Source organism: Rhizobium sp. C104 (assembly GCF_022354505.1).
In the GTDB taxonomy this organism is placed as follows: Bacteria; Pseudomonadota; Alphaproteobacteria; order Rhizobiales; family Rhizobiaceae; genus Rhizobium; species Rhizobium redzepovicii.
On sequence record NZ_CP092348.1, the window covers coordinates 2,659,343 to 2,683,044 of the forward strand.

Sequence of the window (23,702 nt, forward strand, 5' to 3'; positions counted from 1 at the left end):
TTAAAGCCTGGCATAGGCCGCCCGGCCATTGTTGAAATCGTCGACGAGAGGGGAGAACTTGTGGCTCCCCTCTTCGTGCATGATGAGGGCCGCGCGCAGCGACAACCGCGCCCGCGATCCCTTGATCGCGGTCACCAGGATACGCACGGCGTTTTCACCCTGTCGCGGATGGATTGCGGTGATTTCGATGCCGCCGAAGCGCCGGCCGCAGGCATCGATGATCTCGGCGATCGATTGGGGTCTGGCGATCAGCGACAATTGCCCGCCCGGGATCATGACCGCACCCGCCGTGCGGATCCAGCTTTCGAACAGGCCGTCGGTCATCGCATGGGCTTCGGCTTTCAACGCATCCGGCGTGCGCCGGTCGCCCACATGGTTGAACGGCGGGTTCATGATGACGTGGTGGAAACTCTCATCGATGAGGCCGGCATCGTTGCGTGCTCTGGCAGTCAGCGTCACATCGGCTTCGACGACGCTGACGCGGGTAGCAAGATGGGCGTTTTCAGGCAGCAGGATGCTGCGGCGGGCGTAATCGGCCATTTCGGCCGAGCGCTCGAACAGCACCACCTCAGCATCGGCAAGCCGCGAGGCGACGGCAAGGCCGGCAGCACCGGCGCCGGCGCCGAGGTCGGCGACCTTGACCGGACGGTCGTCGGCAACGAGGGCGGCGAGCAGCATCGCATCCATGCCGGCGCGATGGCCCCTGCCCTTCGGCTGCACCAGGTGGAAGGCGCCGCGATGGAAGGCATCGATGGTTTCGGCGGGCTCCCCGGTCATCCTCCCCTCACGTCCTGTCACGCAATTCGTCGCCGAGGCCGGCGTCGATCAGGATGCGGCGGGCCTGATCGGCCATCTCCTCATCCACGAGCAGGCGGCGCGGCAGCATGCCGAGCGAACCTTCCAGCACGCTCATGCCCTGATCGGCGATGAAGCAGTGAATTCCGGCATCCTTCATCAAGCTCTCAGCAAAGGAGAGCAGAACAGCGTCGTTGGCGCGGATAAGTTCATGCATTTGCCGTCGTTTTCCTTCCAATTTCGCCTTGCGCGACAATTCACCCCTTGCCGCGTCCATCGCCCCTTTCTATTGTCAGATGCAAAGAATGAACAGGAGTCCGGGTCGTTGGGCGTGGTCATACCGCTTGAAGAAAGCAAAAACAAACTGGCATCCATCAAGCCATTGGTCGATCTCACCAGGGCGGACATGGAGCGGGTGAACCAGCTCATTCTGTCCAAGGCCGGCTCCGACGTGCAGATGATCCCCGAAGTGGCGAACCATCTGATATCGTCCGGCGGCAAGCGGCTGCGGCCGATGCTGACGCTGGCGGCCGCCTCGCTGTTCGACTACCGGGGCGAAAACCACGTCAAGCTCGCCACCTCGGTCGAGTTCATGCACACCGCAACGCTTCTGCATGACGACGTCGTCGACGAAAGCGACCTGCGCCGCGGCAAATCGACAGCGCGGATGATCTGGGGCAACCAGGCAAGCGTGCTGGTCGGCGACTTCCTGCTCGGCCAGGCCTTCCGCATGATGGTCGATGTCGGCTCGCTCGATGCGCTCGACGTCCTGTCTTCCGCCGCCTGCATCATTGCCGAAGGCGAGGTTCTGCAGCTTTCCGTCGCCAAGAACATGGAGACGACGGAGGACGACTATCTCTCCGTCATCCGCGCCAAGACGGCGGCGCTCTTTGCCGCCGCCGCCGAAGTCGGGCCGATCGTCGCCGAGGCCGGCAAATCCGGCCGCAACGCGCTGAAATCCTACGGCATGAATCTGGGGCTCGCCTTCCAGCTGGTCGACGATGCGCTCGATTACGGCGGCAAGGCGGCCGATCTCGGCAAGAATGTCGGCGACGATTTCCGCGAGGGCAAGATCACCCTGCCGGTCATTCTCGCCTATCGCCGCGGCACCGAAGACGAACGCGCCTTCTGGCGCGATGCGATCGAAGCCGGCAACAGCACCGACGCCAACCTCGAAAAAGCGCTGGGGCTGATCACCAAATACGGCACGCTCGCCGACACGATCGGCCGGGCGATTCATTACGGCACGATCGCACGGGACGCGTTGGCGCCGCTGCCCGATACCGTATGGAAATCCTCCCTGATGGAAGTGATCGACTTCTGCATCGAGCGCGTCAATTGATCAAACGTCCTTGATCTTAGGCTGAATTTCTTGCGGCGCCGCTTCAAAAAAGCCATCCTGTTATGAATCAGTGAACACAACTGGTTTTGCGACCGGCACCATTGTCGGGACGCTGTCGAAGAAAGGTTTCCTAATGCGGCAGAGAATTGCCATCCGTCTTCTTACGAGCGCAGCGCTTGCCGCTGTCCTTTCGCTCAGCGGTGTCGGCGGCGCGAATGCCGAGGATGCGGCCAAGCCGAGCGATGTGGCGAAGACCGATAGCTTCGATGCCGATAGCGTTACCACCTTCTCCGGCGCCTTCCTTGCGGCGCGCACGGCCGATGTCGATCATGACTACGAGACGGCGATCGAACTCTACAAGAAGGCGCTGCAGATTGAGCCCGGCAATCCCGAGATCCGCCAGCGGCTGATGATCTCGCTGCTGCTCAATGGCGACATCAAGGACGGCGTCAAATATGCCAACGACCTGAAGGGCGATCCGTCCGTCGAGCGCATTACCACGATCGTGCGCGGCATGGATGCCGTGCGCCGTGATGACTACAAGACGGCCGAGAGCATTCTCAAATATAACGGGCCGAACGATCTCGACCGGATGATGAACGACCTGCTGCTCGCCTGGGCCCGCGTCGGCGCAGGCCGCGGCAAGGAAGCGCTCGCCATGGTCGAGAAGATGAAGGGGCCGGACTGGGTCCGCATCTTCCAGAATTACAATGCCGGGGCAATCGCCATCGCCACCGGCGACGTGAAATCGGCCCGGAAGCATCTCAACGATGCCGTGCTCGACAAGGAGGGAGGTGCGACGGCACCCGACACCTTCATGCGCGCAGTGATGGCGCTGGCCCGTCTCGAAGCGACACAAGGCAATAAGCAGAAGGCGCTCGACGCCGTTTCCGTCGGCGACAATCTGCTGCCGAACTACGCGCCGCTGAACGCGCTGCGCGACAGTATCGAAAAAGACGAGAAGCAGGAGCAACAGGTCAAGACGGCCGAAGAAGGCGCTGCCGGCGTACTGTTCTCGGTCGGCGGGGCGCTGAACCGCGATGGCGCCGAGGACATCGTTTCGCTTTACCTGCAGACCGCCAATGCGCTCGACCCGAACAGCGCCGATACGCTGGTGCTGCTCGGCGGCATCGCCGAGAAGCAGAACCAGATGGATCGCGCCATTGCGCTTTACAAGAAGGTGCCGGAGAATTCGCCGATGCGGCGGATCTCCGAGCTGCAGCTCGGCCTTGCCCTAGCCCAGGGCGGCAAGGTGGACGAAGCGCGCAAGCACCTGCAGGCGCTGATCGCTTCCGACCCGAAGGATATCCGCAGCTATCTCGCCTATGGCAGCGTGCTCTCCGACGCCAAGGACTACGAGGCGATGGCCGCCAATTACGACAAGGCGGTCGACGCGATCGGCCCCATTCCCGGCCGCGCCAACTGGAGCGTCTTCTTCCAGCGCGGCATTGCCTATGAACGGCTGAAGAAGTGGGACCAGGCGGAACCGAACTTTCGCAAGGCCCTCGAACTCAATCCCGACCAGCCGCAGGTGCTGAACTATCTCGGCTATTCCTGGATCGACATGAACCGCAACCTCGACGAAGGTCTCGGCATGATCAAGAAGGCCGTCGACCTTCGCCCCGACGACGGCTACATCATCGATTCGCTCGGCTGGGCCTATTTCCGCCTCAACCGTTTCGACGATGCCGTCGACGAGCTGGAGCGGGCCGCCCAGATCAAGGCCGGCGACGCGACGATCAACGACCATCTGGGTGACGCCTACTGGCGCGTCGGCCGCAAGCTTGAGGCCGTCTATCAGTGGAACCGGGCGCTCGCCTCCGAGCCAGAAGCAGCCGAGATCCCGAAGATCAAGGACAAGGTCGCCAATGGCCTGCCTGCCGTCAGCGACGATGCCAAGGCGGCCGACAAGAAGCAGCCGGATCCGGCCCCGGTCACGCCGCCGCCGGTCGACAAGAAATCCTGACGGGCGACAAACATGCCTGAAGCAGGCCTGGCCGAGGCGTTCGGCGTCACCGAAGAGGCGCGCGCGAAGATCAATCTCGCCTTGCATGTGACGGGCCAGCGGGCAGATGGCTATCATCTGCTTGATATGCTGGTAACCTTTGCCGATTGCGGCGACCGGCTGGGCTTCCTGCCTGCCCAAGTCGACGCCTTCACCCTGTCGGGCCGCTTCAGCGAGATGCTTGCCGGCGAAGGCGGCACCAATCTGGTGCTGCGGGCACGCGATCTCCTGCGCGAGCAGTTCGGCGCCCTCGCCTTCCCCGTCCATATCCACCTGCAAAAGAACCTGCCTGTTGCCTCCGGCATCGGCGGCGGCTCGGCCGATGCGGCCGCGACATTGCGCGGGCTGATGCGGCTCTGGGGCATGAGCCTGCCGGTGGAGGCGCTTGCCAGCCTGGCGCTGAAGCTCGGCGCCGACGTGCCGATGTGCCTTGAAAGCCGGCCGCTGATCGCCCGTGGCATCGGTGAGGAGATCGAGGCCGTGGCTGATCTGCCGGCCTTTGCCATGGTGCTTGCCAATCCGCTGAAGGGTGTTGCGACGCCCGAGGTGTTCCGCCGGCTGACGACAAAGAACAACGCGGCCCTGAGCCTCGCAACCGGTGTATCCGGGAGTGCCGGCTGGCTGGCAGTCATCGATGCCGCCCGCAACGATCTGGAACCGCCGGCGCGCCAGCTCGTGCCTGAGATTGCAGTCATCTCTGAGATGCTGCAGACCCGGGGCGCGCTTTTGACCCGCATGTCCGGCTCCGGCGCTACCTGTTTCGGGATCTTTGCCAACATGGCTGAGGCGCAAGAAGCGGCTGCAGCCCTTCACGGCGAGCGGCCCGACTGGTATTTCCAGGCGACGGAAACGGTTTCGGGAGGCATGTGATGGCAGGTCTGGACGAGAAGCGGCCCTTCATCGCCGTCGGTATTGCGGTTCTCACCGTCTCGGATACGCGCACGCGGGAGACGGACAAGTCAGGCGACACGCTGGCGGCGCGAATCACCGAGGCGGGCCACCGGCTGGTCGACCGGGCGATCGTGCCGGATGATCGCGAGAAAATCGCCGCCCGGGTGAAGGCCTGGACCGAGCTGGATGAGATCGACGTCGTCATCACCTCAGGGGGCACCGGCTTTACCGGCCGCGATGTGACGCCCGAAGCGCTGGAGCCCTTGTTCGAAAAGCGCATGGACGGCTTTTCCGCCGTCTTCCACCGCATCTCCTACGACAAGATCGGCACGGCGACGATCCAGTCTCGCGCCACGGCGGGCGTTGCCAACGCCACTTTCATCTTCGCGCTGCCGGGGTCGCCCGGCGCCTGCCGGGATGCCTGGGACGGCATTTTGAAAGCACAGCTCGACTACCGCAGCCTGCCGTGCAATTTCGTCGAGATCATGCCGCGTCTGGACGAACACCTGAAACGCGGCGCGATGAAATAGGCTACCGAACCCGGCTCGCTATGTGGCAAGGCCCGGCAGAGTGGGCATCGTTTCCCAGCTGTCACCCGACAGCAGGATGCAGCTTATGCCGTGAACATCCGTGACGACGAGCGTCCAGGTGCCGCTTTCGGCGGCATAGACCTCAAGAACGGCGTTCTCGTTGACCAGTCCGACCGCTGTCAGCTTTTCGGCGAAATTCTTGTCCAGGAAATTGACGACCTCGGATCGGCCTGCGCAACTGAGCATCGTCTGCGATGCTGCCGAATGCGGATGCGCGATCACCAATGTCGGCAATATGACGGCCAGCAGGCCGTAGAGCATATTGCGTACCATGACGCACCTCCTTCCGCCGGGAACCCGGCAGAAGAGGAGATTGTCGCCGACCTGTTCTGCCGTCCACCGGCATCCATGGCCATCCGTTGCGAAGCGAGGCGCTTCGGCGGCGCCATGGAAGAATTATAGCGCAAAATCCGATTGGGCGCCATCTTTTGCGCGATGGTGGGTTGCAATCGCCGACGTTATTGCGGGACCAGCCCCTCATCCGGCTGCGGCCACCTTCTCCCCGCTTGCGGGGCGAAGGGGATATGCCGCAACCTCTCCGTTCCCCGCTAACGTCTCGCAGGGCACGTCCCCTCTCCCCGTTCTTCACGGGGAGAGGACGTTTTCGGCGCCAACCAGATATGCGCGGTCAAGCCCAGCTCAAGATTGAGAGCGAAATCGTCTACCGAGCGGCGCGCGCCACCCAGGAAGGAATCAATTCACTGGCGAGCTTGCGCGGCTTCTGGCCCTTGGCGAATTCGGCAAGGGCCATGCCGCTTTGGGCGGCGGCGAGCGCCTGGTTCTTCGGCATCAGCAGACCGAGTTCCAACGGCGGCGCGGCGCGACCGATGCGCTTCAGAAACGGGCGCCGGTAGCCGCGCGAGGCGGTGAAGCGCGCCGGCAGCTTGTTCAGCGCCATATATTCGGCGATCTCGTCGATCCAGCCGGCCTGAGGCCGCGCGCCGGGCTCGACGAAGAGCAGCCATTCGCCGCGGGCGGAGCGGACGATGTCCTTGATATCCCAGTGCAAATAAAACCGGCAGCCAGCGGCGTCGGCGACCCGCGAGCTGCCGTCGCGCGAGCCGTGATCGAGCACGACCACATCGCTGACCAGCCCCTCTACCGCGCCTGCCACCAATACCGATAAAGTCTGGGCCAGCTCAGTTTCCTGATCCTGACATTCGAGAACAACCGTCAACATCGCCCATTCATAATGCGCCGTACAAATTATTGCCAGCGGCGTTTTCCGCATTTTGTTCTTGCATTGTTCTTGTTTTGCGGATAGGAATTTAATCATCAAAACGGGCGGAAGCGATGGCTTTTGCCGCGGGAGAATCCGATGAGAGAGCAGTCCTTGGCAGGGCAGGCCGCATTCGCGCCTGCCAATACGGCAGATATTGCCGATGCGATGATCGTGTCCTCCGGGCTGCGGATCGAGGTCGATCGGCGCCGTGGGCGCGGGGCGGGATTGAACCCGACAGGCAGGTTCGAGGCGCTGCAGCGCGAGACCTTCGACGATGGCTGGCAGACGCTGGAAGAGCTGCCGCCGTTCAAGACGGACGTGCAGATCGAGAAGCCGCGCACGGCCATTACCCGCAACGAATCGCCTGACATTGGCTTCGACCGCTCGATCAATCCCTATCGCGGCTGCGAGCATGGCTGCATCTATTGTTTCGCCCGGCCGACGCACGCCTATATGGGGCTTTCGGCGGGGCTTGATTTCGAGACGAAGCTCTTCGCCAAGCCGGATGCGGCAAAACTGCTGGAACGGGAACTTGCCAAGCCGGGCTACAAGGTGCGGGCGATCGCAATCGGCACCAATACCGACCCCTATCAGCCGATCGAAAAGGAATGGCGCATCATGCGCGGTATTCTCGAGGTCTTGAACAAGGCGAACCACCCGGTATCGATCGTGACCAAGTCAGCGATGATCCTGCGGGATCTCGACATTCTGCGGGAGATGGCGGCGAAGAACCTGGTGCGCGTCGGCATCTCGGTCACCACGCTCGACCGCAAGCTTGCCCGGACGATGGAGCCGCGCGCCGCCACGCCGCCGCGCCGGCTGGAGACCATTCACGCGCTGTCGGAAGCCGGCATCCAGACGGCTGTGATGGCTGCACCGCTGATCCCGGCGCTGAACGATCACGAGCTGGAGCGCATCCTCGAATCGGCCAAGGCTGCCGGCGCTGCCGAGGCGAGTTATGTCATCCTGAGACTGCCGCTCGAGGTCAGCCCGCTCTTCCGCGACTGGCTGCTGCAGCATTATCCCGATCGCTACCGGCATGTGATGTCGCTGGTGCGCTCGATGCGCGGCGGCAAGGATTACGATGCCGAATTCGGCAAGCGCATGAAGGGCGCCGGTCCCTATGCCTGGCAGATCGCCCGGCGCTTTGAAATGGCCGCCAGGCGTTTCGGCCTGACGCGGCGCGGCATGCCGCTGCGCGACGATCTGTTCGTGCCGCCCGATGGCAGCGGCGTGCAGCTGTCGCTGCTCTAGGCTTTGTCTTACGCAATTCTTGGCTTCTCGCTTTGTCTGGAATTGCTTTTTGACTTTTTACGCAATTCCGGACGGAAAACCGTGCCGCACTTTTCCCGGAATTGCTTCAAGCTTGCGCATCGGCTGCTCAGAAAAACCGCCCTGTTTTCGAGCCCCGAGCGCAATTCCCGCGGATGGCACTGACCGCCACCATCCGCCGGACCCGGTCCCCGACCGCCGCCCTGATCGGGGACTTGCGGGCAATCGGGTTGGCGTGCGAGGTTCAGCCGCATGAAACCTCGCACGCCACCCGATTCTCCCCAGCTGTTCCAAGCGGTTCCCCTCGTGCCGGATTTCCGGCTGGAGCTCAAAGCCCGCAAGGCCGGCCACTGGCCGGTCGCCGGCGCCGACGAGGCCGGCCGCGGGCCGCTCGCCGGGCCGGTCGTTGCTGCCGCCGTCATCCTCGACCCGAAGCGCATCCCGGAGGGGCTGAACGATTCCAAGCAGCTTTCGGCGCAACGGCGCGAGGAGCTGTTCGTGCAGATCCTGGCGACCGCCACCGTCTCGATCGCCTCCTCCAGCTCGACACGTATCGACGAGACGGATATCCGTAAGGCGAGCCTCGACGCCATGCGCCGCGCCATCTGCAGCCTCGCCATCCCGGCAAGCTACGTGCTGACCGACGGGCTCGACGTGCCGCCCGGCCTCGATTGTCCCGGACAGGCTGTCGTCAAGGGCGATGCCCGTTCGGTCTCGATCGCCGCCGCCTCGATCGTCGCCAAGGTCACACGCGACCGGATGATGGCGCGCGCCCATCACGTCTTTCCCGATTACGGCTTTGCCGCTCATGTCGGCTACGGCACGGCGCAGCACCGCGCCGGCATCGAAAAACTCGGCCCCTGCTCCCTGCACCGGATGAGCTTTCGGCCGCTGCGCAAGGTCGAGGACGGTCCTGAGATGGACGAGCTGATCTCGGAATAGGTCTGGACTCCAGACTGCCGAGAGCTGCTTCAGGCCCCCTCCCCAACCGGACAGGCTCGGATTTCATAAAAGAAACTATCAACAAGAAAAGGCCGGGACATGCCCGGCCTTTTGCTCATTTCATTCGATACTGCTCAGTTGAGCCGCGTCTTGACCTGGCCGACGGCGTTGCCGAAGAGCTCGGACTGGACCTTGGCGTCGGCCTGCTTGGCGAGCACCGTTTCGGCAGCCGCGATTGCGAGATCGACGGCGGCGGAACGGACCGCCTTCATCGCTTCGGCCTCGGCCTGCTTGATCTTCTGCTCGGAAACCGCCGTGCGGTTGGCGACGAATTCTTCCGTCTTCTTCTTTGCTTCGGCGGTTAGCATTTCGGCTTCGCGCTCAGCGGCGGCAACGATGTGGGCCGCTTCGGCTTCGGCTTCCTTGCGCTTGCGCTGGTATTCGGCCAGCAGGTGCTGGGCCTCCTCGCGCAGGCGCTTGGCTTCGGCCAATTCGTTGCGGATCTGATCGGCGCGGTCGTCGAGCGACCGTGCCATCATGCCCGGAACCTTCAGGTAAACGACCAGCGCCAGGAAGAGGACGAGGCCGACAAAGGCGAAGAAAGTTGCGTCTAAGGCAAATTCCATCGATCAAGCCTCCTTCTTGGCGGCTGCGACGGCAGCGGCGACATCGGCCTTGGCGACGGTGCCGCCGATCAGTTGATCGACCACGGCAGCCGCGGTTTCCTCGGCAATGGTGCCGACATCGGCAAAAGCCTTCGCCTTGATTTCGCCGATGCGGAGCTCGGCAGCCTTAATCTTTTCAGACAGGCTCGCCTCGACAGCGCGGCGATCCTCTTCGGCCTTGGCCTTGGCGGCGTCGCGTGCGGCGGAGCCGATCGCGTTGGATTTGGCGCGGGCAGCAGCCAGTTCACCTTCATAGGTCTGAACAGCAGCGTCGGCTTCCGCCTTCAGGCGGCCCGCTTCTTCCAGATCCTGGGAAATGCGCGTATGACGCTGGTCGAGGATCGCCCCGATACGCGGCGCGATGACCTTTTGCATGAGCAAATAGAAGACGGTGAACGTGATCACCAGCCAGAGCAGTTGGGACGCGAAGGTCGTCGAATCGAAAGGCGGGAAAGGGCCACGGGCGTGCTCGCCGCCGGCAACACCAGTCTCGGTATGGACCTCGCCTGCGGCCGGAGCGGCATGCGCATCCGTACCCGTCGCTGCCGCCGGTGCTTCTTCAGCGTAAGCCGGGGTCACAAAAAACATTCTCACCTCCAGGTGGACTGCAAATGCAAAGGATCACGGCTTGCGGTGGCAGGCCGTGATCCATCTATTCGCCGATATCAGACGGCGAAGAGGAGGAGGAGAGCGACGAGCAGCGAGAAGATGCCCAGAGCTTCCGTAACGGCGAAGCCGAATACCAGACGGCCGAACTGGCTGTCAGCGGCAGACGGATTGCGCAGTGCGCCGGAGAGGTAGCTGCCGAAAATATTGCCGAGGCCGAGAGCCGTACCGGCCATACCAAAGCAAGCCAGGCCTGCACCGATGTACTTTGCTGCTTCCGCTTCCATGTTGAACTCCTTTGAAATGGTTGTTGCGGCGAATGACTGACGCCCTATGACGTCGATGTCGTTATCCTTAGTGCCCGCCCGGATGGATTGCGTCGTTGAGGTACATGCAAGTGAGCACCGCAAAGACGTAAGCCTGGAGGAAGGCGACGAGGAACTCGAGACCGGTCAGGGCGACGGTCATGATGAGGGAAGAACGGCGCCGCCGACACCGACTGCACCAAGGGCTCCAAGCGAGGCGACGAAGCCTGCGAACACCTTCAGCGTAATGTGACCGGCGAGCATATTTGCGAAAAGACGAACGGACAGTGAAATCGGGCGGGACAGGAACGAAATGATTTCGATCGAGACGACCAGCGGCAGCAGGATACCCGGGACCCCCGAGGGCACGAAGACATTCAGGAAGTGGAAGCCATGCTTATAGAAGCCGTAGACGAGAACTGTGCCGATGACGAGGATCGCCAGTGCGAAAGTGACGATGATTTGGCTGGTGATCGTGAAAAAATACGGGAACATGCCAAGCAGGTTCGCCGTCAACACGAACATGAAGAGCGAGAAGACCAGCGGGAAGAACTTCATTCCCTGCTTTCCCGCGCCTTCCTTCAACATGTTGGCGATGAATTCATAGGACATTTCCGCAACCGACTGCGAACGGCCAGGTACGATGGCGCGGTTCGAGGTTGCGAAATAGAGGAAGCCTACGGCCACGGCGGCCGAAGCGACCATGAAGAGCGATGCATTGGTGAACGAGAAATCAATCCCGCCGATTTCGATCGGCACAATCTTGAAGATCTGGAACTGATGAGTCGGATCGTTGGACACCGCTTGTTCTCTCTCTTTGGCCCGCAGGACGCGGGGTCATTGCACTGGACCGGGACCGGTCCTTACTTCTTGTCGTCCTTATCGTCCAGAGGATGGGCCACCACCCCCGCAGAACGCAGCACGTTCAGAACGCCGGCACAGAATCCGAGAAGCAGAAGAACAATCATCCCCCAAGGCGCCGTGCCAACAAAACGGTCGAAGACATAGCCAAGGACAGCACCGACGACGATTGCGGAAATGAACTCGCTGGAAAGCTTCATCGCCTGGGCATAACCTTTGCGGCTTACCTCGGAACGGGCTTCGCTTGCCTCTTCCACTTTCGCCTCCACGCGCTTGGTCGCGAGTTTCGCTTCCAGTTGCGCACGGCGCTTCTCAAGACTTTCTTCGCGGTCATCCGCCATGGATCTCTCCTCGCCTGCCCGTCGCCCGCACTCCCGCTACCCCGGTCATTCGGACCCCGGACGCGAAGGTTGAAACCCTTCCGGCCCGTTCTGAAGTCGCGCGCAACATAGTTTTAGGGACTGGTATAGTCAAGGCGTAGGCAGCTTCTGTCCAGCCATAAAATAGTTTTGTCAAATCAAAGAGATAAGTCGTTTCTGGGGCGATCTGTTAAATTCGATGGAAAGAATCCGCTTTTCAGCCCGGCAAATCCGCTTGCCCGAGCGAATTATCTCAGCTCCAGCCGCCGCCATAGGTGCGATAGAAGACGTGAAGACCGATGCGGCCGACCTTTTCCATCGTCTTTGCCCATTTCGGCCTGACATAGACGGCATGGTAATGCGTCGCCGAGCCCACCTGCGGCAGCCAGATCTTACCTGATGTCACCGCCATCGCCACATCGCGGGCCATCCGCCAGTGATATTCCGAGTTCACCCTGTCCTTGATGCTGTCGCAGGCGAAGGAAAACTGGCAGCGGTTGCGCCAGTCCTCGTTCTGGTAGACGACGCCGCAGATGGTTTTCGGATAGGACGGGTTGCGGACGCGGTTGAGGATGACCTGGGCGACGGCCGCCTGTCCCTTCACCGATTCTCCCCGCGCCTCGAAATAGATGCCGGAGGCAAGGCACTGCTGCTCGCGGGCGGAAAAGACGCTCGGCGACAATATGCTGGCGGCCCAGGCATGGTCGCGCGGGCCGATCTGCGGGACGAAGCGGCCGCTATCCTGCTCGGTCAGAATGGAATCGAAAGGCGATTGGCGGGAATAGTCGGGCGCCGGCGGCCCATAGGCCGTGGCCAGGACATCGGCCTTGTCGCTGGTGACGAGGCTTGCGAGCATTGCCGGCACGCCACTATCGGTCACCACCGGCTGCTTCTTATAGAAAGAAGTGGCGATCTCGATTTCCTTGCCTTGGATCTTCGGCTTGACGAAAACCGACCTGTCCTTGAGATCGAAACTCGGGGTGAAGAGCATCCTGGTGCGCTCGAGGATCGAACCGGCGGAAAAATCCTTGGGCGGCTGCATCTTCTCGACGGCGACAACGCGGCCTTTCTTGGTGCCGCGGTTGACGCGATCCTCGTCGGGCGTGTCCTCGTGGCCTTTTTCCTTGCTGAAAGCCACCTTGCGGCCATCGGGAAGCACCATGCCGGCACCCGACGAGATCGAGCCCGTCACCGCCGGATCGGAAAAGGCAAGTTCGGCCTGATGGATCGAGCCGGCCGGCGAATTGGTCAGCACCATGCGCCAGTTCTCCCCTCCCGATCGAGACCGGCGAGCATGGCGGCGAGATCCGCATGAGACGCGACGCTCGGGAAGATCAGCCAGCCGGCGAGCCCGAAGATTGCGGGCGACACCCAATTCTCGGGAAGAAGACGCAGCTTGCTACGGGAAGAGCTCTTTCGACGCAACACCAACTCCGGGCATGGAACGCGGGAACATTCCATCGAAAATCTCTCATTAACCTTGACGTCGGGTTAACGGGGCGTGCCGGAATGTGACCATGCGAAGTTTTGCATGTTCTAATGTGGCTTGTTTGACAGGGACGCATCCCCACTCTCCGTCATCCTCGGCCTTGAGCCGAGGATCCATGCCGCGGCTGCTGTGGATGCCGTGTGGATGCTCGGCTCAAGGCCGAGCATGACGGAAGACGAGGTCGCGGAAGCAGCCAGACAGCGCAGACACGCGTGTCGGGAATGTCGCCCGCACCTGTCAAATAATAACGTGCGACCCCAGTTCCACCACGCGGTTGGCCGGCAGGCGGAAGTAGTCCGAGGGGTTGGCGGCGGCGTTGGCAAGGGCGATGTAAAGCCGGTCCTGCCAGTAGGGCATGCCTGATTTGGCGTCCGGCACCAGCTTGCGGCGGCCGAGATAGAAGGAGGTCGACATGATGTCGAACTTCAGCCCCGTCTTGCGCAGCGTCGCCAGGGCCTGCGAGACGTTTTGGGATTCCATGAAGCCGAACAGCAGTTCAACGCGGGAGAAACGCTCGGAAATCTGCTCGACCTTATAGCGGTCGTGGCTCGGCACGCGCGGCTTGTTGACGGTGCGGATCGTCAGGATGACGTTGCGGTCGTGGAGCACATGGTTGTGCTTGAGATTGTGCAGCAAGGCGGCGGGGGCCGATTCCGGGTCGCTCGTCAGGAAGATCGCGGTGCCCGGGACCTGGGCCGGCGAATGTTCGCTCTTGCGCTCGATCGAGCTCGACGAAGGAGGGGAGCGGAATATCGGTGTGGCGGGTCTTTTCCATCAGGATCGCGGTGCCGCGACGCCAGGTCCACATGATGACGGTAAAGGCGGTGGCGATCAGGATCGGGATATAACCACCGTCGTGGATCTTCAAAAGGTTGGCGCCGAGGAAGATCAGTTCGAGCACGACCAGCGGCGCAAGCGCGATCACCGCCACCGGAAGCGACCAGTTCCAGCGCGCGCGAACGAATTCGAAGGCCATGATCGAGGTGACGACCATCGCACCGGTGACGGAGATGCCATAGGCGGTCGCCAGCGCATCCGAGGTCTTGAAACTCAGGACCAGGAAGATGACGCCGATGAACAGCACAGCATTGACCGACGGCACGAAGATCTGCCCGGTATTGGTTTCCGACGTGAAGAGGATTTCCATACGCGGCAGGAAGCCGAGGTTGATGCCCTGGCGCACCATCGAGAACGCGCCCGTGATGACCGCCTGGCTGGCGATGATCGTCGCGGCAGTCGCCAGGATGACGACCGGCAGCAGCGCCCATTTCGGATACATCAGATAGAAGGGATCGGACATCGTCTCCGGATTGCCGAGAACGAGAGCGCCCTGCCCGAGATAGTTCAGCGTCAGCGCCGGGAAGACCAGCAGGAACCAGGCCCACTGGATCGGACGGCGGCCGAAATGGCCGAGATCGGCATAAAGCGCCTCCGCACCGGTCACCGTCAGGAACACGGCGCCGAGCACGACGACGCCGTAAAAGCCCTCATGCAGCAGAAAGCTGACGGCATAATAGGGGTTGAAGGCGGCGAGGATGCCGAAATCGTCGGAGATATGGGAAATGCCGGCGGCAGCCATGACCAGGAACCAGACGGCGGTGATCGGGCCGAAGAACCTGGCGACGGCGCCGGTGCCGCGCGATTGCACGACGAAGAGCAGCGCCAGGATCACCACCGAAATCGGCACGATATATTCCGAGAGCCTCGGCGTGACGAGTTTCAGGCCCTCGACCGCCGAGAGTACCGACAGCGCCGGCGTGATCATCGCATCGCCGAGGAAGAGGGCAGCCCCCATCAGGCCGAGCAGCATCAGTATGGCGGTATGGCCGTTGGCGGTTTTCATCAGAAGGGCGAGCAGCGACAGCGTTCCGCCCTCACCTTCGTTGTCGGCGCGCAGCAAAAACAGCACATATTTGATGGTGACGATGATCGTCAGCGCCCAGATCATCAGCGAGATCAGGCTGATGACCTCGAAACGGGTGACGCCGTCATGGGCGACCGGCTTCAGCGCCTCGCGAAAAGCATAGAGCGGGCTGGTGCCGATATCGCCGTAGACGACACCGACGGAACCGAGCGCAAGATAGAACAGCTTTTTCGGCGTCATCTGGGATTCGTTCGGATGGCTCTCTTCGGACATGAAGTTGCAACAGGCTCCTCAGAGCCAGCCTTTCCAGCGGAAAAAGAAAAAGGGGATGACGGCTGATATCACCATCAGGGCCAGCGAATAGGGATAACCCGCGGCCCAGGCCAACTCCGGCATGACCTGAAAATTCATACCATAGATGGAGGCGACCAATGTCGGCGGCAAGAAAACCACCGAGGCAATCGAGAAAATCTTGATGATCGAATTCTGCTCGATGTTGATCAGCCCGAGCGAAGCGTCGAGCAGGAAGGTGATGTTGCCTGCAACGAAGGCGGCATGCTCCGACAGCGACTGGATATCGCGCGAGAGGGTGCGGCAGAGTTCCTTCGTCTCGCGGTCCTGCTGGACCGCCGGAATCGTGTGGAAGAAGGTCAGCAGGCGGGACAGCGAACCGAGGCTGTCGCGCACCTTGCTGATCATCCGGTGATAACCGGCGATATCGCGCAGCTTCTCCTCTGAGATAATTCGAGGGCTTGCGCGTCTTCTTCGCCCGATCGCCGAAGACATGCATCGACAGGATATCGAGGCGCGAGACGGAGACCTCGAGGATCTCGGCGGTGCGGTCGACGATCGTCTCCAGCAGTTTGGCGAGAAGGGCAGCGCCGCTGCGCCAGTTTTCCGGCAGCCGGTGGAGGGCAGCGATGAACAGCGCAAAGGATTTGGGATGGGCGTAGCGGATGGTGACAAGCCGGTTTCCGGCCAGGATGAAGGCGACATCGGTCAGCGTCGGCGCGTCGGTATCGGCCTTCCAGAGCAGCGAGGCGGTCATGAAGACAGCGTCGTTTTCGACGTAGAGACGGGCGGAGGGCTCGATATCCTTGAGGTCGTCCCGGGTCGGAACCTCGATGCCGAGCACCTTCTCGACATAAAGCTCCTCGTCGCGGCTCGGCTCGATCATGTCGATCCAGACGACATCCTCGGGGAAGGATGCGGGATGCGACAGATCGCGGATCTCGACCGACCTGCAATTGGAACAGTAAGCGGTGATCACCGGCAGCCTTTCCATGCGGCCGCCAGCGCGGCAACGCGAGGGTCGCTCGTCCCAGGTCCCAACGGAAGCGGATCAAAAAAGGTCATACAACTCCGGCTGCATCCAACCTTGAAGGCCGGCATGCGCATTGTGCTCCACCGCATCGCAGCGATCAATCCTTCGATCGACAAGACAACTCCGAACTTGCAGGCGGGCCGAAATCTTCCAAACGAGGACGGCCGTCATTGAGCATCTGCAGCAAACGCCATCATGGCGCCGCGCGCATATGCAGCAAAGCCGTGAAATAATCAAGACATCTTCCGTGAAGCGCGGCTTTTCACCACGTTTCCCCCACAATTTGGGGTACTGGCGATCGCGATTCGGCCGCTCGGAGCAGCCGCCCGGGTGCCGATGACAGCGCTTATTCGAAGACGATTGTCGGGGCGGGACGCTGGGTCTGGCCGCCGAGCTGCTCCCAGACCTTGGCGGCGATGCCGCGATAGATGCCGGCGACGACGCCGTTCGGCTCGGAGGCGACAAGCGGCGTGCCGGCGTCGGAGGTCTCGCGAATATTCATCGTCAGCGGCACTTCGCCGAGGAAGGGCACACCGATGCGCTCGGCCTCCTTGCGGGCGCCGCCATGGCCGAAGATGTCGTAGCGGGTGCCGGTATCCGGCGCGATGAAATAGCTCATATTCTCGACGATGCCGAGCACCGGCACTTCGACCTTGCGGAACATGTTGAGGCCCTTGCGGGCATCGATCAAAGCGAGGTCCTGCGGCGTCGAGACGATGACGGCGCCGGCAAGCGGCACCTGCTGGGCCATGGTCAGCTGCGCGTCGCCGGTGCCGGGCGGCATGTCAACGACGAGCACGTCGAGCTCGCCCCAGGCGACTTCGCGCAGCATCTGCAGGAGCGCCGACTGGACCATCGGACCGCGCCAGATCATTGCCGTCTCCTCGTCGACGAGGAAGCCCATCGACATGACCTTGAGGCCGTAATTCTCCATCGGATTGATGATGCGGCCGTCGATCTGGGTCGGGCGGCCGGATATCTTCAACAGCCGCGGCATGGAGGGACCATAGATATCGGCGTCGAGAATGCCGACGCGCAAACCGTTGGCAAGCAGGCCGAGCGCCAGGTTGACGGCGGTGGTCGACTTGCCGACCCCACCCTTGCCCGAGGCGACGGCGATGATGGCGCCGATGCCGGGGACGCCGATCTTGCCGGCCCGCGGCGGCTGTTGCTGCGGCGCGTGCGCATGGCCACCATGGTCATGCCCGTGATGATCGTGGCCGGCATGGCCGTGCGACGGGTTCGGCACCGGGCGGGCAGCCGGAGCGGCGGCGGCAGCTTTCTTGTCTGCGGTCAGTGCGACGAGCGCGCCCTTGACACCTGGCATTGCCTTGACGACGCGCTCGGCGGCGAGCCGCATCGGCTCCAGCTCCTTGGCACGATCGGCCGGAACGGTGATAGAGAAATAAACCTTGCCGTCGGAGATAAAGACGTCGGAAACCATACCGAGCTCGACGATATCGTGCTCGAGATCCGGTCCACGCACGGTCTTCAGCGTTTCGAGAACCTGTTCCTTGGTGACGTCGGTCATTCCACCCTCACTGCTGCTTCCCGATCACAGATAGTGGAGACGGACGCCTTCGCCAAACAAAATCATCGGCGGGAAAATCGATTTGCCGGCTTGCAAAAAGCGCCGGGGAGAACGGGCAATCCGTTGCGGCCATCAAGTCCGCCGGGCTTTCGCCCTGATGGCCGCAACGGTCTCCCCGAGAACCGGCGCAATCCGGGGCGAACTAGAGCAAGCCGACAAAAAGGCCAGCGAAAAATGAAGCGGGAGGGCCAAATGGCGCGCAGCTGTGCAAGAGGCGGTGCCAAAACGCAACAACCGCCGCCGACACCGAAGGCTTGGGAAAAGCGGCATCGGCGTCGGGCAGCGGTGTGCGGCCGCGCCATTTCCTGGCGCTGGTCCAAGTCCCCTCTGGGCCTCTGGCAAAAGAGAAGCAGAAAGCGTGCCAGACGGAAAATCGGCGGAAATGGCGCAAACGCCGGCTGGGACGGCCGCCATATGCCCAAGCGCTGGGCGCCCGGCGAAGACCCGCTATGCCTTTTGCACCTTATTTGATCAGGCCGATCCGAAGCGCCTTGGCCACCGCCTGGGTGCGATTGACCGTATCGAGCTTCTTGGTGGCACGGTTGAGGTAGTGATTGACCGTGTGCTCGGAGAGGGTGAGGATTTCGGCGATTTCCGCACTGGTCTTGCCAGCCGCTGTCCAGTTGAGGCAATCGATTTCCCGGTCGGTCAGCGTGTCCGTAATGCGCGTGTCGAGGTTGCGGATCTCGGCAAGCCTGTCATAGACATGGATCGAGATATAGCAAAGCTCGCGCATCTCCGCCGGGCTGAAGGGCTCGCGGTCGCCGGCGAAAGAGATGGCGCCGCGCACGCCGGATGGCTCATGCGTCGGGAAATAGGCGCCGCGCATCATCCGGAAACGTTCGAACAGCGAGGCGACGAGGATGGACTTGCCGTCGTCGCGCGACCAGTTTTCGCGAGACATGTCGTAGAAAAAGGGCCGCGCCGATGTTCTGAGCCGCCTGAGAACCGGGCTGTTGACCAGCAGTCCCTCCTGGTCGTAGAGCGCCAGAAGCTCGGCCGGCCAACTGGTGATGACGGTGCTGCCCTGGATATCCAGGGAGGTGACCGGCGGCAGATTGAGAACCAGGAAGGCACGGCTGCGATAGGCTTCCGTCACACGTTTCAGGAACCGGAAAATATCGAACTGGGTCTTCAGGCCGGCTATTTCCTGGATGTAATCGTCGTCTTCCTGGGATGTTTGCGACAAGGGTGCCATCACATTTCTTCATCTTCGGCGCAACGGCCGGTTCGATTGCCTCGGGGAATGACGATCGCTGATTGGATCACATGGAATCGGCCTCGCCGCAGAGGCGTTCGGCCGGCAGGTGGTTAATCGATTTCGCGGACTATTTGCAGTTGTCGTGATTCGCCCGAAAATCTCAATATCGCCCTCATCATAAGCATGCTCTCCGATCGCATTTAGCGGCGCGGGCCGAGCCGAACGCGCATATCTTCCATGATCCTCCCAGCTGCCAGCTGAACTGGAACGGTCCATTGGCACAGAAGTTCCATCGACAGACGATAGGCCGGGCCGGTAATCGAAATGCCGCCGATAAAGCTCCGATCCTGCGACCATAGCGGAGCGGCGACACAGCGGATGCCGGCCTCATGCTCCTCGCGGTCGAAGGCATAGCCCTGGTCGGTGATCTCGCGGATTTCGGCAAGCAGCGTTTCTGCCGAGAGATGGGTCGAGGCGGTAAAGCCGATGAAGTTGAGGCCGGCGAGGAGATCGGCGAGGAGATCGGCCGGTAGCAGGGACAGGGCGGCCTTGCCGACACCGGTGCAGTAGCAGGGCGAGGCATTGCCGATCTGCGAATACATGCGCACCGGCTGACGACCGTCGACCTTGTCGAGATAGATGATCGACTGGCCCCTCAAAACACCGAGATGCACCGTTTCGCCGGTCGCCTGCTGCAGAGCGGCAAGGTGCGGCTCGGCAATCAGCCGGAATTCATTGCGCGCCCAGCTGCGTGCCGCAAAATCGAGCAGGCGCAGGCCCGGCGCATAACGGCCGTCGCCATCAAGCTCAAGCAACCCTTCCTCCACCAGATGGCTCAGCTGGCGATGCAAGGTGCCGCGCGGCTGGCCGGCAAGGGCGAGGATATCGGTGAAACGCAGCGGCGCATCGGCATGGGTGACGAGATCGAGCAGAACCATCAGTTTGCCGAGCGTGCCGGTCTCGCGGCTCTGCGCCATGCTTTCGCTATTTGAATTCATCGTCTCGTCCGCCCTTGACAGCAAGGCCAGCATAATTTGATAATTCCATATAGTCAAATATAGTTCCAAATAATGGAACGCATTGAATATCAAAAGGCGACGGCGATGCCAGCACAATTTCCGGAGTTCAGAGATCGAACCGTGCTGGTGACGGGCGGCGGATCGGGCATCGGTGCTGCGATCGTCGAAGGCTTCGCGCGCCAGGGCGCCAAGGTCTCGTTCATCGATATCGCCGAGGCTGCCGGCCGCGAACTCGCCGAAAGGCTGTCGCAGGAGACCATGCATCCAGTCTCCTTTCACCATGCCGATCTGCGCGACATCGAGGCGATCCGGCGCACGGTCGATAGCGTCATTGCCAGCTCAGGGCCGATCCGCGTGCTGGTCAACAATGCCGCCTGGGACGACCGCCATGAATTCGACGCGGTGACCGAGGCCTATTGGGACAACAACCAGGCGGTCAACCTCAAGCATGTGTTCTTCACCTCGCAGGCAGTCGTGCCACCGATGCGGGTGGCCGGCGGCGGGGCGATCATCAATATGTCGTCGATTGCCTTCAAGCTGAACATGGGTGGCTTTCCCGCCTATGCGGCAGCCAAGGCGGCGGTCGTCGGGCTGACGAAGAGCCTGGCGGGCAGGCTCGGGCCGGAGAACATCCGGGTCAACTGCATTCTGCCCGGCATGGTCGTCACCGAGCGGCAGATGCAGCACTGGCTCACCGAGGAGAGCATTGCGCGCTCGGTCGAGGACCAGTGCCTGAAGATCGCGCTCAAGCCCGATGCGATCGTCGGTCCGTGCCTGTTTCTTGCATCCGACTGTGCGGCTGGAATGACCGCCCAGTCCCTGATTGTCGATGGAGGCGTTCTGTAATGGCAAATCCCGCTTATGTCGCGGTGGACTGGGGCACCAGCAGCTTCCGGCTCTGGCTCATGGGTAGGGACGGCACCATCCTTGCCGAACGCCGCAGCGGCGAAGGCATGACGAGCGCGGCAAAGACCGGCTTTTCCACCGTGCTTACCGGCCATCTCACAGCCATTGAGGCGCCGGAAAACCTGCCGGTGATCATCTGCGGCATGGCCGGCGCACGGCAGGGCTGGGTCGAGGCCGGTTATATCGATGTGCCGGCGCCCCTTGCCTCCGTCCTCACCGGGGCGGTCTCCGTGCCAGGCGAAAGCTGTGACATCCGCATCCTGCCCGGCCTTGCCCAGCGGGATATGGCGACACCCGACGTCATGCGCGGCGAGGAAACCCAGCTTCTCGGCGCGCTCGGCAGCGCAAGCGCGGGCGCCCAGGCGGTCTGCATGCCCGGAACCCATTCGAAGTGGGTGCATGTGGGCGACGGCAAGGTCACCGGTTTTTCGACCTTCATGACCGGCGAACTTTTCGACGTCATCAGCAAACACACGATCCTTTCGCATGCCGTTGCCGGCGCCGAGGAGCAGCCGGCCGATGCGCCCGCCTTCGAGGCGGCGGTCTCGGCCGCTTTCGCGCGGCCCGCGCTTGCCTCCAATCTGCTCTTTACCGCCCGCTCGGGGCAGCTCCTGCACGGAATCTCCGCCGCTGCCGCGCAGGCCCGCCTCTCCGGCACGCTGATCGGTCTCGAAATCGCCGGTGCGCTGCAGGAGGCGGCCAACTCAGGCATCACCCTGGTCGCTTCCGGGCGCCTGCAGGCGCTCTATGAACAGGCCTTCAAAACCCTTTCACTTCCCTTCACCGCCATCGATGCGGACGCCGCCGTGCGCCGCGGGCTTTCGGCCGCCGCCGAAGCCATCTGGCCGAATTGAGAAAGCCGACACGATGAAGCGTATCCCCTTCCCCGACATGAAGCGCCCGCTGATCGCCATCCTTCGCGGCATCCGGCCCGACGAGACCGAAAGCGTGGTCGGCGCCTTGATCGACAATGGCCTGATGGCGATCGAGATCCCGCTGAATTCGCCGGAACCGTTCAAATCGATCGAGATCGCCGCCAAGATGGCGCCGCCCGAGGTGCTGATCGGCGCCGGCACGGTGCTGACGGTCGAGGCGGTCGACAGCCTGCATGCGGCCGGCGGCACGCTGCTCGTCACGCCGAATGTCGAGCCCGAGGTGATCATCCGGGCGCGCCAATACGGCATGGTGACGATGCCTGGCGTCTTTACCCCGACAGAGGCGCTCGCCGCAGCGCGGGCCGGCGCCACCGGTCTCAAATTCTTTCCGGCAAGCGTGCTCGGTCCTTCCGGCATCACGGCGATCCGGGCGATCCTGCCGCCGGAACTGACGATTGCCGCCGTCGGCGGCGTGTCTGACAAGAATTTCGGCGATTACACCAAGGCCGGCATCTTCGCCTTCGGTCTCGGCACCAGCCTCTACAAGCCCGGAATGACCGCATCAGAGGTTGCCGAGCGCGCCAAGGCGACCATTTACGCCTATGATGCAGCCATTGGGAGCGTGAGCGTATGACCGATATCTACGAGTTCGAGGGCAAGACCCTTTGCAACACCAATTCCGTTCTCGGCGAAGGCCCGACCTATGATCCGGACAGCAACACCGTCTGGTGGTTCAACATCCTCGGCAAGGAACTGCACGAGCTCAATCTCTCGACGGGCGCCAAAAAGGTGCATCCATTGCCTGCCATGGCGAGCGTGCTTGCCCGTATCGACGCCGGCCGGCAGCTGATCGCGACGGAGGAAGGGCTTTTCGTTCGCGATGTGGCGAGCGGCAACCTCACCTTCTATGCCGCGCTCGAAAACGACAGGCCGGAGAACCGTTCGAACGACGGCCGCACCCATCCTTCCGGTGCGCTCTGGATCGGCACAATGAGCAAGCGGGCGGAAAACCAGGCCGGCGCCATCTATCATGTCGCCGGCGGCAAGGTGACGAAGATCTTCAACGGCATCAGCATCCCGAATTCGATCTGCTTCTCGCCGGACGGCACGATCGGCTATTATACGGATTCCCGCCTTAATCGACTGATGCGCGTCATGGTCGATCCGAACACCGGCATGCCCTCGGGCGAACCGATCGTGCTGGTCGACAGCGCCGACGAGCCCGGCGACATCGACGGCTCGGTGGTCGATGCCGATGGTTATATCTGGAATTCCCGCTGGGGTGCTGGCGTCGTCGACCGCTACAATCCCGACGGGTTGCGCATCTCGCGCTATAAGGTTCCCGCCGTCCAGCCCTCCTGCCCCGCCTTCATCGGCGTCAATGCCGACCGGCTGGCAGTGACGACCGCCTGGGAGGGCCTCGACGAAGATGCCCGTTCTGCGCAGCCGAGCGCCGGCGCGCTGCTCGAACTCGGCATCGAGGTGAAAGGCGTGTTCGATCCGGTCTACGTGATCTGAAGACAGCTTGCCCGTAACAATCAGAGGCGCTTCCGGCCGGAGGCGCCTTTTCTCGCTCTG

At 62.4% G+C, this 23,702-nt stretch carries 21 protein-coding genes and 4 pseudogenes; 10 read left to right on the forward strand and 15 right to left on the reverse strand.

Features of this window, described 5'->3' with window-relative positions; all coding sequences use genetic code 11:
• Window positions 1–777, reverse strand: coding sequence for a methyltransferase (locus MF410_RS14410; protein WP_097624036.1), 777 nt, complete (start codon window positions 775–777; stop codon window positions 1–3).
• Window positions 778–784: 7 nt separating this feature from the next.
• Complete coding sequence (locus MF410_RS14415; protein WP_012556751.1) at window positions 785–1,012, reverse strand: DUF2007 domain-containing protein; 228 nt, start codon at window positions 1,010–1,012, stop codon at window positions 785–787.
• Between the two features lie 108 nt (window positions 1,013–1,120).
• Between MF410_RS14415 and MF410_RS14420 the strand changes: the two genes are divergently transcribed.
• The 4 genes from MF410_RS14420 (at window position 1,121) to moaB (ending at window position 5,563) form a co-directional block, all read left to right on the forward strand.
• Window positions 1,121–2,137 (forward strand): polyprenyl synthetase family protein, encoded by a 1,017-nt coding sequence (locus MF410_RS14420; protein ID WP_097624035.1) that lies wholly within the window; start codon window positions 1,121–1,123, stop codon window positions 2,135–2,137.
• A gap of 133 nt (window positions 2,138–2,270) precedes the next feature.
• Window positions 2,271–4,103 carry a tetratricopeptide repeat protein gene (locus MF410_RS14425; protein WP_097624034.1) on the forward strand — a complete coding sequence of 611 codons (1,833 nt, stop codon included), beginning with the start codon at window positions 2,271–2,273 and terminating at the stop codon, window positions 4,101–4,103.
• Between the two features lie 12 nt (window positions 4,104–4,115).
• On the forward strand, window positions 4,116–5,012 hold the full coding sequence (locus MF410_RS14430; RefSeq protein ID WP_097624033.1) for a 4-(cytidine 5'-diphospho)-2-C-methyl-D-erythritol kinase: 897 nt from the start codon (window positions 4,116–4,118) through the stop codon (window positions 5,010–5,012).
• Complete coding sequence (moaB, locus tag MF410_RS14435; protein WP_097624032.1) at window positions 5,012–5,563, forward strand: molybdenum cofactor biosynthesis protein B; 552 nt, start codon at window positions 5,012–5,014, stop codon at window positions 5,561–5,563. Before MF410_RS14430 ends, moaB begins: the two co-directional genes overlap by 1 nt.
• 18 nt (window positions 5,564–5,581) lie before the next feature.
• Here the strand turns inward: moaB and MF410_RS14440 are convergent, their stop codons facing one another.
• Together MF410_RS14440 and MF410_RS14445 are read right to left on the reverse strand one after the other, a co-directional pair.
• Window positions 5,582–5,896 (reverse strand): hypothetical protein, encoded by a 315-nt coding sequence (locus MF410_RS14440; protein ID WP_097624031.1) that lies wholly within the window; start codon window positions 5,894–5,896, stop codon window positions 5,582–5,584.
• A gap of 388 nt (window positions 5,897–6,284) precedes the next feature.
• Window positions 6,285–6,803 carry a glycosyl transferase gene (locus MF410_RS14445; RefSeq protein ID WP_097624176.1) on the reverse strand — a complete coding sequence of 173 codons (519 nt, stop codon included), beginning with the start codon at window positions 6,801–6,803 and terminating at the stop codon, window positions 6,285–6,287.
• Between the two features lie 138 nt (window positions 6,804–6,941).
• On the opposite strand from MF410_RS14445, the gene MF410_RS14450 reads away from it, so the two are divergent.
• Both MF410_RS14450 and MF410_RS14455 read left to right on the forward strand, forming a co-directional pair.
• Complete coding sequence (locus MF410_RS14450) at window positions 6,942–8,099, forward strand: PA0069 family radical SAM protein (protein WP_097624029.1); 1,158 nt, start codon at window positions 6,942–6,944, stop codon at window positions 8,097–8,099.
• A gap of 270 nt (window positions 8,100–8,369) precedes the next feature.
• A complete protein-coding gene (locus MF410_RS14455) occupies window positions 8,370–9,059 on the forward strand; it encodes a ribonuclease HII (protein ID WP_003588235.1) in 690 nt (229 codons plus the stop codon).
• Between the two features lie 134 nt (window positions 9,060–9,193).
• Here the strand turns inward: MF410_RS14455 and MF410_RS14460 are convergent, their stop codons facing one another.
• The 11 genes and pseudogenes from MF410_RS14460 to MF410_RS14510 form a co-directional block, all read right to left on the reverse strand.
• Entirely contained in the window at window positions 9,194–9,685 is a 492-nt protein-coding gene (locus MF410_RS14460; protein ID WP_097624028.1) for a F0F1 ATP synthase subunit B, read from the reverse strand.
• A gap of 3 nt (window positions 9,686–9,688) precedes the next feature.
• Window positions 9,689–10,312, reverse strand: a complete 624-nt coding sequence (locus tag MF410_RS14465) for a F0F1 ATP synthase subunit B (protein WP_097624027.1) — start codon at window positions 10,310–10,312, stop codon at window positions 9,689–9,691.
• A 77-nt stretch (window positions 10,313–10,389) separates the two neighbouring features.
• Complete coding sequence (locus MF410_RS14470; protein WP_003545854.1) at window positions 10,390–10,617, reverse strand: F0F1 ATP synthase subunit C; 228 nt, start codon at window positions 10,615–10,617, stop codon at window positions 10,390–10,392.
• A 67-nt stretch (window positions 10,618–10,684) separates the two neighbouring features.
• Window positions 10,685–11,436: pseudogene (locus tag MF410_RS14475) on the reverse strand (F0F1 ATP synthase subunit A).
• Window positions 11,437–11,498: 62 nt separating this feature from the next.
• Window positions 11,499–11,837, reverse strand: coding sequence for an AtpZ/AtpI family protein (locus MF410_RS14480; protein ID WP_097624025.1), 339 nt, complete (start codon window positions 11,835–11,837; stop codon window positions 11,499–11,501).
• A 271-nt stretch (window positions 11,838–12,108) separates the two neighbouring features.
• Window positions 12,109–13,316: pseudogene (locus tag MF410_RS14485) on the reverse strand (cell wall hydrolase).
• Window positions 13,317–13,581: 265 nt separating this feature from the next.
• Window positions 13,582–15,481 (reverse strand): annotated as a pseudogene (locus MF410_RS14490) (potassium transporter Kup).
• Window positions 15,482–15,499: 18 nt separating this feature from the next.
• Window positions 15,500–16,478, reverse strand: a pseudogene (locus tag MF410_RS14495) (magnesium transporter CorA family protein).
• A 400-nt stretch (window positions 16,479–16,878) separates the two neighbouring features.
• Window positions 16,879–18,063 (reverse strand): Mrp/NBP35 family ATP-binding protein, encoded by a 1,185-nt coding sequence (locus MF410_RS14500; protein ID WP_097624022.1) that lies wholly within the window; start codon window positions 18,061–18,063, stop codon window positions 16,879–16,881.
• Window positions 18,064–18,586: 523 nt separating this feature from the next.
• On the reverse strand, window positions 18,587–19,321 hold the full coding sequence (locus MF410_RS14505) for a LuxR family transcriptional regulator (RefSeq protein ID WP_097624021.1): 735 nt from the start codon (window positions 19,319–19,321) through the stop codon (window positions 18,587–18,589).
• A gap of 203 nt (window positions 19,322–19,524) precedes the next feature.
• Window positions 19,525–20,322 (reverse strand): IclR family transcriptional regulator, encoded by a 798-nt coding sequence (locus MF410_RS14510; RefSeq protein WP_097624174.1) that lies wholly within the window; start codon window positions 20,320–20,322, stop codon window positions 19,525–19,527.
• 105 nt (window positions 20,323–20,427) lie between these two features.
• Here MF410_RS14510 and MF410_RS14515 point away from each other — a divergent pair, with 105 nt between their 5' ends.
• The 4 genes from MF410_RS14515 to MF410_RS14530 are packed head-to-tail and all read left to right on the forward strand — an operon-like array spanning window position 20,428 to window position 23,642.
• Window positions 20,428–21,189, forward strand: coding sequence for an SDR family oxidoreductase (locus tag MF410_RS14515; RefSeq protein WP_097624173.1), 762 nt, complete (start codon window positions 20,428–20,430; stop codon window positions 21,187–21,189).
• Window positions 21,189–22,103, forward strand: coding sequence for a 2-dehydro-3-deoxygalactonokinase (locus MF410_RS14520; RefSeq protein WP_097624020.1), 915 nt, complete (start codon window positions 21,189–21,191; stop codon window positions 22,101–22,103). Before MF410_RS14515 ends, MF410_RS14520 begins: the two co-directional genes overlap by 1 nt.
• Before the next feature lie 13 nt (window positions 22,104–22,116).
• A complete protein-coding gene (locus tag MF410_RS14525; protein ID WP_097624019.1) occupies window positions 22,117–22,758 on the forward strand; it encodes a 2-dehydro-3-deoxy-6-phosphogalactonate aldolase in 642 nt (213 codons plus the stop codon).
• Entirely contained in the window at window positions 22,755–23,642 is an 888-nt protein-coding gene (locus MF410_RS14530) for an SMP-30/gluconolactonase/LRE family protein (RefSeq protein ID WP_003588263.1), read from the forward strand. Before MF410_RS14525 ends, MF410_RS14530 begins: the two co-directional genes overlap by 4 nt.
• The last annotated feature ends 60 nt before the right edge of the window (window positions 23,643–23,702 follow it).